The sequence below is a fragment of the Dapis purpurea BLCC-M126 genome (assembly GCF_050015975.1).
Taxonomy (GTDB): Bacteria; Cyanobacteriota; Cyanobacteriia; order Cyanobacteriales; family Microcoleaceae; genus Trichodesmium.
Window position 1 is genome coordinate 16,104 of record NZ_JBNHER010000090.1, and the last position, 11,030, is coordinate 27,133.

General features: G+C 38.0%; 7 protein-coding genes. 5 read left to right on the forward strand and 2 right to left on the reverse strand.

What is annotated here, in order from left to right:
• Positions 1-533: 533 nt before the first annotated feature.
• The 4 genes from ACP6PL_RS08560 (at position 534) to ACP6PL_RS08575 (ending at position 5,923) form a co-directional block, all read left to right on the forward strand.
• Entirely contained in the window at positions 534-2,810 is a 2,277-nt protein-coding gene (locus tag ACP6PL_RS08560; RefSeq protein WP_426544534.1) for an alkaline phosphatase, read from the forward strand.
• A 197-nt stretch (positions 2,811-3,007) separates the two neighbouring features.
• The gene (hpsE, locus tag ACP6PL_RS08565; protein WP_426544536.1) at positions 3,008-3,955 is read left to right on the forward strand and encodes a hormogonium polysaccharide biosynthesis glycosyltransferase HpsE; all 948 of its coding nucleotides are present in this window, start codon (positions 3,008-3,010) and stop codon (positions 3,953-3,955) included.
• Between the two features lie 16 nt (positions 3,956-3,971).
• Complete coding sequence (locus ACP6PL_RS08570; protein ID WP_426544538.1) at positions 3,972-5,003, forward strand: hypothetical protein; 1,032 nt, start codon at positions 3,972-3,974, stop codon at positions 5,001-5,003.
• The gene (locus ACP6PL_RS08575; RefSeq protein WP_426544540.1) at positions 5,000-5,923 is read left to right on the forward strand and encodes a polysaccharide pyruvyl transferase family protein; all 924 of its coding nucleotides are present in this window, start codon (positions 5,000-5,002) and stop codon (positions 5,921-5,923) included. The genes ACP6PL_RS08570 and ACP6PL_RS08575 overlap by 4 nt, the downstream gene beginning before the upstream one ends.
• Before the next feature lie 110 nt (positions 5,924-6,033).
• Here ACP6PL_RS08575 and ACP6PL_RS08580 read toward each other — a convergent pair whose 3' ends face one another.
• On the reverse strand, positions 6,034-7,866 hold the full coding sequence (locus ACP6PL_RS08580; protein WP_426544542.1) for a protein kinase domain-containing protein: 1,833 nt from the start codon (positions 7,864-7,866) through the stop codon (positions 6,034-6,036).
• 363 nt (positions 7,867-8,229) lie between these two features.
• Here ACP6PL_RS08580 and ACP6PL_RS08585 point away from each other — a divergent pair, with 363 nt between their 5' ends.
• A complete protein-coding gene (locus ACP6PL_RS08585) occupies positions 8,230-9,510 on the forward strand; it encodes an FAD-dependent oxidoreductase (RefSeq protein ID WP_426544544.1) in 1,281 nt (426 codons plus the stop codon).
• Between the two features lie 163 nt (positions 9,511-9,673).
• Here the strand turns inward: ACP6PL_RS08585 and ACP6PL_RS08590 are convergent, their stop codons facing one another.
• Positions 9,674-10,738 carry an RNA-guided endonuclease InsQ/TnpB family protein gene (locus tag ACP6PL_RS08590; RefSeq protein ID WP_426544546.1) on the reverse strand — a complete coding sequence of 355 codons (1,065 nt, stop codon included), beginning with the start codon at positions 10,736-10,738 and terminating at the stop codon, positions 9,674-9,676.
• Between the last annotated feature and the right edge of the window lie 292 nt (positions 10,739-11,030).

Sequence of the window (11,030 nt, forward strand, 5' to 3'; positions counted from 1 at the left end):
TAAATATTTAAGAAAAATATTTATCCGATCTTTTTTCAAGTCTCCGAAATAGAGGATAAACTCGCTGTCCTAAACGGAATTGATACCACAGTAAGGGGGGCTGAGAGAGTAATCCTAAATGCTTTACCAAATTATTAGCCTTTGGTATAACAGTCAACTTCAAGATTGTGTCAGCTCAGAAGGCTGCTTTCTCCATAGAAGTTAACTTGTTTAATCGCCGCCTCGCTTTGGAAAACATTAGGTTTTCTTTATATAATTTTTAGATAATCTTTATAAATTAGCTCTTAGTAACCCCACATTAAGGATATGCCATAGCAATTTCTCCTCATATTAGGTAAAACCGCAATTTTGCTGAAAATTTAAACTAAACTTAACCAAATAATAAACACAATTTAAACATCAACAATTATTGTTACTCTGGATAGGTCAAATACAAAAAAATGTAGCTCAAAATATATAGTATTTCCTAAATGTGAGCAGTTTTTTGAGAGAAGACTTTTGATCTATATAAAAATACCTAAATCAAGGAGAATATGGCTAAGAACGTCATCATTATGATCGGCGACGGTATGGGCTGGGAAATGGCTCGTGCTGCGGCAATTCAGAAACAAATCAACGAGGGTTCTGAAGGAAATACTCTGAGTGATTTTTATACGGAAGGCGTAGGAGAAGGTTTAAGCTTCCAGGAGTTGGAAGGTTTCTCCCTCGTTACCACGAGCAACACTTACATAGATGGAAACAAGAGTAACTCTGCTCTACAGGGGAGACCTTTTGACCATGTTACTGGCACTGCCCCTGAACGGGAGGGATTTGAGTTTGATCCTAACCCTGCTCTGGTTGAGGGCTTTTTTCCTGAACTTCGTTCCAGTTTTGGTTTCGACGAAGATCCAATCCGTGACGAAGACGGTAATATTATTGGGGGTAACTTACCTTTCTACGATGTTAACCAAGGCCCTTCACTACCCTGGGAGCGCATTGGAGAACCCACTGATGAAGTTGATGGTGTATTTGACGTTGAATATGTTAAGAGCTTGTATCCTGACTCTGCAGGTACGGCAACTGCTCTGTACTCCGGTGAAAAGACCTATGTGGGTGCAATTGGAGTTGAAATCCATGAGCATGACATCGAAACTTTAGGTGAAATTGCTCGTGATTTGGGTAAATCCTTTGGTACAGTTAGCTCCGTTCCCTTCAACCACGCAACGCCTGCTGCAGCAATTGCTCATGTTAACCAACGTGGCAAGACGACAGAAGATAGTGTTAATGCAGAAGTTGACGAGTTTGGTCATGCTATCCCTGACAATGATAACATTCTGTACCAGATTCTTAACGAAACTCAGCCTGAATTGGTTCTCGGTGGTGGTCATCCAGATGGTCGTGGCGATGAACGTTACATGGATCTGGATACCCTAGAAGAATTGCGAGCCGGTGATTATGAGTACACCTTCCTAGAGCGTGGTGAAAATGCAGGTCAAACTTTGCTAGAAGTTGCTGCTGAAATTGATGTCAATGCTGGTGAGAAACTGTTTGGTTTGTATGGCGCTCGTGGTCAGGGCGGTAACTTGCCTTGGAGAACTGCTGATGGCGACTACAGCAATGCAGGTTTGGGGGGGCGTAGGGATACGACCCGTCCTTTGGATGAAGGTGAAACTGTTGAGGAGTTCATTGCTAAGGAAGTTAGCTACAATACAACTCTGATGGACATGACCACTGCGGCTCTTGATGTTCTCGGTGATGATCCCGATGGTTTCTGGGTTACCATTGAGAGCGGTGATATTGACTGGGCAGCCCACGACAATAATCTTGACAACATGATCGGTACGACTTTTGACTTTGAAGAGTCTGTACAAATTGTGATGGATTGGATTGAGGCAAATGGTGGTTATGAAGAGAACCTTCTGGTTGTTACTGCTGACCACGACCACTATTTTACTCTCAACAATGACTTCCCAGAACTGCTGCGTGAAGTTGGTGCTGAAGCATTGACAGAAAACCCAGAGCCTTCAGCTTCCGGTCATTTCTGGGGTTCTGATCCTGAAGTTAAATACGGTTGGGGAACTCATACCACTATCCCAGTACCTGTTTACTACGAAGGTGCTGGTTCTGAGTTGCTAGATGCTCTCGAAGGCGAAGGCTTCACAAGCTACGGTGAAGAAATTCCTGGTATCCCTGGTTATGTAGACCAAACTCACTTAGCTCACGTTCAGGCTCTATCCCTAACTGGAACTGAGAACTACATTAATGGTCACGAAGACGATGAAAATCTTGTGGGTGGCGACGAAAGTGACCTGATCATGGCTCGTCTCGGTGACGATACGGTTGCTGGAGGAATGGGAGATGATGTAATCTTCGGTGGCGAAGGTGCTGATATTCTCCGAGGTGACAAGAATAGTCGTTCTTCTGGTCGTTCTCAAGGTGGAGATGACACTATCTTCGGTGGTCTAGGTGATGACCGTATCGGTGGTAAAGGTGGCGACGATGAGCTTTACGGTGATGAAGGTAACGATAGCATCTGGGGTGATGATGGCGATGACCTCATCCGAGGTGGTTTAGGTGATGATGTTCTAACTGGAGATGACTTCTCTGGTGGTCAAGGTTCTGATACCTTTATCTTAGCTGTTGGTGAAGGAACTGATACTATTGTTGACTTTGAAGTTGGAACTGACTTCATCGGTTTAGCTGATGGTCTAATGTTTGGAGACTTGAGCTTTACTGGAAATAGTATTATCTCAGGAGAGGAAACACTCGCTGTCCTCAATCGTATTGATACCACCACTTTAACTGAGAGTGACTTTACTTCCATTCTCTAATTGGCTTTAACCCGATCCCAAACTCCCTTCCTCTATCAAGGGGAGGGGATATTAATTTTTCGGCGTTGCTGATTTTGGCTATGATTGTGCATTAATTTTGCATTAATACTATTAACATTGAGCATTTTATATTTTGCCAAATTTAGGTTTCATAGCTTGATTAACCAATGCCATTTTTCTAATAATTGATTTTACAAATGATTGATTTTACAGTGGTAATTTGCACCTACAATGGAGAAAATCGTCTACCTCAAGTTCTAGATAGACTACTTTCTCAAAAACAGACCAAAAACCTGGATTGGGAAATTTTAATTGTTGATAATAACAGCACAGACCAGACTGAAAAAGTTATTCATAACTATCAATTAAAATCCTGCCAAAATAATCCTAAAATCCGATATTTATTTGAACAAAAACAAGGAATTGCATTTGCTCGACGTTTAGCAATTAAGGAAGCTAATAGTCCTCTAATTGGCTTTCTTGATGATGATAATCTACCTCATCTTAATTGGGTTGAATCGGCTTATTCATTTGCTAATTTACATCCTCAAGCGGGAGCCTATGGAAGTCAAATTGAGGGTGTGTATAAAATTAATCCTCCCCAAAATTTTCATCGAATTGCTTGCTTTTTAGCCATCATTAATCGCGGAGAAGAAGCATTTCGTTATGATTTATTAGAACGTTGGTTATTTCCCCCCGGTGCAGGTTTAGTCATTCGGAAACAAGTATGGTTAGAATGTATACCGGAACAACCTTTTTTCACAGGAGTATCAGCTCAATCTTTACAAAATAAAGGTGAAGATATGGAAATGCTTTCTTATGTGAGAAAAAAAGGTTGGGAAATTTGGCATAATCCTCAGATGAAAGTTGAGCATCATATTCCTTCTAATCGCTTACAAAAACCTTATCTTTTAAGACTACTACGAGGAATTGGCTTGAGTCGCTATTATACTCGAATGCTACAATATACTACCTGGAAACAGCCTTTTTTTACAGTTCTTCATTTTTTAAATGATCTGCGAAAATTGATTATTCATTACTGCTATTACTATAAGGTGATTAATAAAGATTTAATAGCTCGCTGTGAATTAGAACTTTTTTGGAGTAGCTTAATTAGTCCTTTATACTATTGGTTTAAGGCTTAAAAATACAAAATTTTTGATGAAACCGACTATTTACTTTTACATCCCTCGTAAATTATTTCCCCAAAAGTTACCTGAAAATCCCCATGAGAATTGGGCTGGATTTGGTCTAGGAATTTACGCTTGGACATTGCAAACTTATCTGCGTCTAAAAGCAGATGGTTTTTCTTGTGAATTAGTAGATTATTTACCCCACTCTGGAATTGTTATTGTTCATCGCAATTCTCTTTATATTCATAAAGGCATAAAACCAGGAAAAAATTTACTTCTAATTTGTCTTAAGGCTGAATTAAATTTTTATCCCTATGCTCAATTTCATGTGGTACAAAATCCTGAAGAAATAACAGCTATAAATAATTATAACTACTATATACCTCACTGGACACAACCAGGATTAATTCCTCGGCAGATTGAACGCGGTAATCAGTTTAAAAATATTGTTTTTTTTGGTCATAAAAATAATTTAGCTCCGGAACTTTTAAGTTTGAATTGGACAAATGAACTCAATAAACTAGATTTAAATTGGCGTCCGATTATTAATCAAAATCACTCAACGAATTATCAAAAAATTGATAATCGTTGGAATGATTATAGTCAAGCTGATGCAGTAGTTGCTATCCGCAGTTTTGGCAAACAGAATAAATATATAAATAAACCAGCAACTAAACTTTATAATGCTTGGTTAGCAGGTGTTCCCGCTATATTAGGTTATGAATCTGCATATCGTACAGAAGGAAAACCTAACTTCAATTATTTAGAAGTTACTTCTTTGAAGGAGTTGCTTGACAGTTTAAAAAAGCTAAAATTCGATATAAACTTACGTCAGACTTTAGTAAATAATGGTCAATTACAAGTAGAAAAAATTAATCCTGCTCAAACTACTAAAAAGTGGCGTTACTTTCTCACAGAAATTGCAATTCCTGCTTTTGATGACTGGTGTTCTAAATCTAGTTTAGTTCAAAATATGATTCTCGAAACTCGTTATTTATCTTGGGCGATTGAGCGAGGAAAGTCTAAAATTATGTCTGTTGCATCAAATCTTAAACTATGAAACTATTTTACTACAAACGTCGAGATGGGTTTAGTAATTTTGGAGATGAATTAAATAATTGGTTATGGCCTCAACTCCTACCAGAATTTTTTGATGAAGATGAAACAACCACTTTTATTGGCATTGGAACTCTATTAAATCAACTCTTACCTCAACGAATTCCCCAAGCTCAACGTTTAATTATTTTTAGTACAGGTGTAGGTTATGAACAGCCATTAAAAACTTTAGATAAAAATTGGAAATTGTACTGTGTTCGAGGAAAATTATCTGCTAAAAAGTTAGGTTTATCTCCTGATTTAGCAATTACAGACGGGGCAATTTTAACGAGACGTTTATATCAACCTTCGCAGCAAAAAAATTATCGTTTTACTTTTATGCCACATATTCATCATGCCACTTTTGCAGGAGAAATCTGGCAGAATATATGTAAACAAATCGGATTTCATTATTTAGATCCCCGCTCCTCAGTAGATGATGTATTATCTACTATTAGCCAAACAGAAGTTTTACTAGCTGAAGCAATGCATGGCGCAATTATAGCTGATACTTTTAGGGTACCTTGGATTCCTATTATTACAAGTCCGAGAATTTTACTGTTTAAATGGCAAGATTGGTGTTCTTCAATTGGTGTAGAATACTATCCTTATTTTCTTTCACCTTTGGTTAAATCTTATCCCCAATATGCTGGTGGAATTCGTTCCTCGCTAAATGCTTTTAGTCATTGGAAAAATAGTTTACTCCAATTTCCTAACTTCAGACAAATTTGGCAACAACAAGAACAAGTTTCTGGTACACAATTGCTGAAAATTGCTCAAACTGGACGACAACAATTGAGTTCAGATACTCAACTTGAACGTTTAACAGTTCAACTGGAAGAAAAGCTTGATATTTTGAGAAAAGATTGGTGTTATAACTATTAAAAAAATCATATAGAAATTATTATACTGCTGAGGTACAAATTTATATTCATTAGCTAAAAGGGAATAGAAAAGAAGAAAAATAAGTGTACTTCAATTTGACAAATTCTATTCTAATGTAAACCCAACCTCCGCAAAATAGGAATAATAATATAATGACTCACACCTAGACAAAAACCTCCAACACAACCCAACAAACTAAAGAAACTTATACTGGCAAAAAATTCTAATAAATTAGGCACACTTTGATTCACAACAATAAACTCTAAAAATAACTTGGGAAATATATTTAACTGTTCCAAACTAACAAAAACTATTGCCGTTAAACCAGCAACCAACAAAGCATAAACCGAACTATGCTTTCTTAAACCCAGACCCATAGTCATAACACCAGTCGCTACTCCCACAGACAATTTACCCATAATTTCTAGAATAATTAAATCTTCTGTTGTCGTGTAGACAGTGGTAGCAACTTGGGAAAATTGCCAACATAACCCACCTAAAATATAACCAACCATTCCCATAAATGCAGTTCGCCAATAACGACGACGCTGACCAAAACCCCCCACATCAGTTAAACCAACTCCCGTCCCCAAACCTGCCAAACCAAAGACAACTATTTCTGGACCGATAGTCAAAGGAACACCCGACATCATCAACCAAAAATTAGTAAATAAACTCAAACTAGCTAGGCGATCGCCTACTACTGACCAATAAGCAAAAATCAATCCGAATATTGCCCCAATACTTCCCCCGACTCCTCCCAATATCATTTCCCAAGTTGTATCTACACAACCTGCAAGTGTTTGATTAACTATTTGAGATGCAGTATAGGAAAGTCTACTAATATTGTTACCCAGGTTGATCAACTGAAGTTTCAAGAAATTTTTAACCTTTATGCGAAAAGCAGATATTCCCAAAGACCTCTTTTGCTGTCGATAAATTTTAGCTAAACGGACTTGAACTTCTGCTGCTGTACCTGGTCGTTGAGCTGCATCTAAACTAACCATATCATCCAGTAAGTTAGCCAAAGTCGGATTAATAGGTTTCAACTGTCGCCACTTCAGTTTACCAGTAGAAGGGTCTTCCAATTCTGCTGGATATTGACCAGTCAATAAATGAATGCAAGTGCGACCCAAAGCATAAAAATCTGTAGAAGGACTTATTTCACCTCCAGCAATTTGTTCTGGGGGACTATATCCAGGAGAAACTAACCTAGTTGTACTGCGTTTTGCCACAGTTTGTGTAGGTCTAATTCTATAATTATTTAATTGTTTCACTCCCCCAAAGTCAATAATTACTAGTTGACCCTTGTTTTTTCTATGATGACGAGAAAAAGTTTGGGAGAATTTTGTTAGAGAGGAAACTTCCACTCCTCGCAACATTAAATTAGATGGTTTAATATCCCTGTGAATAATTTTCCGACGATGTAGTTCCCATAAAATTTCTACAGCTTGGGAAAGCCAGTTAATGACATATATATCTGGACATCCTTGGGGATATTGCTCAATAATTTCTTCTAGGGTACAACCATCAATTTTTTCCATGACTAAACATGGCAAAAACCCTTGGTTAGAATTGCCAACTTCTGACTGACTATTTCGCTTGCGGAGATGAAAATAGTCTTCTGCTTCGACTTTGGGAATACCAGAATGACGTAAACTGGCTAACACCCAAGCTTCCTGGTCAAATAGTTCAAGAGCTTTAGGGGAGGTTTCTACTAATACTTTAAGAATACGTTCGGTTTGAGTTTTTTGGTCCCAAACAATGTATATTTTGGCAAATCCACCTGTACTTATTTTTCTCAGGGGAATGTAGCGATCGTTTAGTAGGAGTGGGGTTCCGCAACTTTGGCAGAACTTATTTCCCCATGCCTGGATTGGATTTGGACAATGGGGGTTTATACAATGGACTTTTGATAATAGGGACTGATACACAGTCATCATTAGAATTTAGAATTCTGAATTTAGAATTCAGAAGTTGTTTTTGTAACAGGGATGGGTGAGCAACCCTCTAAAAAAATTTCAGGAATTAGGTAGGATTCCCGACCCAATTATTTTAATCTAAACCTACCTTATACCAATTCACTTTAAAGATGTCATAAATAGTTTCAAACTTTGAGATGTGAAATAATTGCCTGAAATTATTGTACGAGCAAAGTTTTAAGTCTATAAAATCTTAAAGCATGACTTTATATACGGGGGAATGGCCATTCGCCCCTACGACTTTTGACTTCCGTGAAACGGTATTACCTGTACAAAATTAATATAGCGTTTAATCAGAGTATACAAAAGAAGGAAATTTAACAAATGCAAAAGGTTGTCATTATTGGAGCTGGCCCAGTAGGATTATTGCTAGCCCACTATCTACTCAGTCGCAGAAATTACCAGGTTGAGATTTATGAAAGTCGGCTCGATCCTCGATTGGCAGAACAATCAAGTCAGCGTACCTTCCCAATTGCTCTACAGTCAAGAGGTCTAAATGCTATTGAGCAGATTTTTGGGTTAAAAGTAGCTTTAGCAAAAAAAGGAGTTTGGTCTCAAGGAGTTTTAATTTATCCCAAGCAAGGCAAACCTCGTCAGATTAACCGGAAGATGCCTACACTACTCATTGACCGCAATCAACTTAGTTTAGTGCTATTGGAACATTTGCTAGAACAATATAGTCAGGAGTTGCTGACGGTAAAATTTGATTGTCCCTGCGTTGACATTAATCCAGAAACTCAGGAGGCGATCCTTGAGTCCAAAAATGGAGAAAGGTTTACAGCTAAATACGATCGTCTGGTGGGAGCTGATGGAGTACGTTCCCTAGTACGGGAGGTATTAAGTGCTAGAGCAGATATCCAATGTCAAAAAAATTTTATCCCAGATGTATACAAATCATTGCACGTTCCTAGAATTGCCCCAGATAAAACAGTAGAGCTGGCAGGAAACTACGTTCACACCTCAACTTTGGGCAAAGGAATTCGATTAGTTTTGGCTCCTCAACCTGACGACTGGCTTCATGGAACGCTGATCTTTCCCCCAGATAATAATCCCCTGGAAAATTGCACTACTGATGAAGCAGTTTTAGCCTATTTTCAAGATAACATCGCATTTATCAAACCTGTAATGCGGTTAGAAGATGCTGCCATGCTCCGACAACAGCCTGTATCGAAAATTATGACAGTCAAGTGCGACAGAATGCACGTTGGCGATCGCATTTTGCTTGTTGGTGATGCTGCCCATGCAGTTTCTCCATCTATTGGACAAGGATGTAATGCTTCACTGCAAGATGTGCAAGTATTTGCTCAATGTTTAGATCGCTACGAGGATAAATGGGAAGAAGCTCTTCCAGCTTTTACAGTCGAGCGACTATCAGATGTTCATGCCTTGCGAGAGCTGTCAGATTATAGCTTTCCCCGCTCAAAATCTATGATGTTAGAATTTGTTTTTCGCCTAACCGTTGGTAAGAAGCTAAGACCTTGGTTTCCATTGCTGACAAATCCTCTGCCAATGGAGTTGATCATGGAGAGTGAACTTCCCTATTCTGAAGTGCTGAAACGAGGTCAAGGCTGGATTAATCGAGTCAGAGAATCGATCCAGAATTAAATCCTAGTTTTTTGTGCAAACGCCGTTCTACTAAACTTACCCAAACTTACCCATGAATGATTGCATGAGCTTTGGAGTTAGCTTCCTGCTTCCGCGAGAACCACCGACCGCAGTCTGTAACTTATTCTCTCCACAGGCTTAAATTCGCTTGGAACTCAAGCTACTAATACACATAGTTGGCCAAATTGACAGCAGCATTAAAGTCTCTGTCAGCCTCAAAACCACAGTTGCTACATTCATAAGTTCTCACATTTAACGGCATTTTCTGTTGATGCCCACAATGAGAACATATTTGAGAACTTGGATAAAATCTAGGAGCTATCACTAGCTTACTTCCATACCACTCACACTTATATGTAAGCTGACGTTTGAACTCATAAAACCCGCAGTCTGCTATGGCACTTGCTAGTTTATGATTTTTGAGCATTCCACTGACATTCAAATCTTCTATCACTATGGTGCTGTGGTTTTTAGCTAACCATGTTGTGAGTTTATGCAGTGCATCTGCTCTAATATCGGCTACTTTTTTGTGAAGTTTTGCTAATTTTTTTACTGCTTTAATTCTGTTTTTAGAACCAATAACTTTTTTACTGACTGCACGTTGATGACGAACTAATCGTTTTTTGTCTTGCCTGTAGGCTTTGACATTAGCAAATTTACTGCCATTAGAACAGGTTGCTAATGTATTTATGCCTATATCTACACCAATAGTTTCTTCAACTTTTTCTGTTGGTACGGGTTCAATATCATATTGAAAACTGATGTACCAATTATCTGCTCTTTTGGATATTCTGACATTTTTTACTTTGCAATTAGGCAAGATTTCGTAAGTTTTTACTACTCCTATTCTGGGTAATTGTATGTAGTTTCCTTGGAAAATCTTAATACTTCCTTCTAAGTAAAAGCTGTCTTTTCTACCTTTTTTCTTAAATTTTGGGAATCCACGGGTTGGAATAGTTAGAAAGTTTTTAAATGCCCTCTCTAAATCCCTTAAGGCTTGTTGTGGTGCACATTTAGACACCTCATAATACCAGGGATTAATTGATTTGACTTCGGCTACTAAACGCTTATGCAGGGTGATGGCGCTTGGGCGTTTTTTAGTTTCTTGATACTCACTCATACAAGTTGCTAATCCCCAGTTGTAAGCGTGTCTAGCAACACCAGCGTGTTTAGCAAGAATTGTTTTTTGCTGATTATTAACTTTTAACTTGGTTTTAAAAGATTTCATTTTCAACAGTTAAGAAGTTAGATAGGCATTTGATTATATTACCAAAATTGTCTAATTATGTCAAAGTTTGTCTAATTATTTGGTTTCTGTTGTTAGCCCCATCTCCATTTTGTCTTTCTGGTAATGGTAAACTACTCATAAAATTATACAGGAAAGTATTAAAATTAAGTTCACGAACTTCGGGTATCTCTGCTGATTGGAGATTTTACCCGATCTACAGCTTTCAGTTCATCTTTCTATTTACCGAATTATTAATTATTAATTGTTAATTAAATAATTGTGGTTTAAAGCC

Bases quoted from the DNA above. Each gene is read 5' to 3' on its own strand.
- ACP6PL_RS08560 (WP_426544534.1), top strand. From the start codon at position 534: ATGGCTAAGAACGTCATCATTATGATCGGCGACGGTATGGGCTGGGAA.
- hpsE (WP_426544536.1), top strand. From the start codon at position 3,008: ATGATTGATTTTACAGTGGTAATTTGCACCTACAATGGAGAAAATCGT.
- ACP6PL_RS08570 (WP_426544538.1), top strand. From the start codon at position 3,972: ATGAAACCGACTATTTACTTTTACATCCCTCGTAAATTATTTCCCCAA.
- ACP6PL_RS08575 (WP_426544540.1), top strand. From the start codon at position 5,000: ATGAAACTATTTTACTACAAACGTCGAGATGGGTTTAGTAATTTTGGA.
- ACP6PL_RS08580 (WP_426544542.1), bottom strand. From the start codon at position 7,866: ATGATGACTGTGTATCAGTCCCTATTATCAAAAGTCCATTGTATAAAC.
- ACP6PL_RS08585 (WP_426544544.1), top strand. From the start codon at position 8,230: ATGCAAAAGGTTGTCATTATTGGAGCTGGCCCAGTAGGATTATTGCTA.
- ACP6PL_RS08590 (WP_426544546.1), bottom strand. From the start codon at position 10,738: ATGAAATCTTTTAAAACCAAGTTAAAAGTTAATAATCAGCAAAAAACA.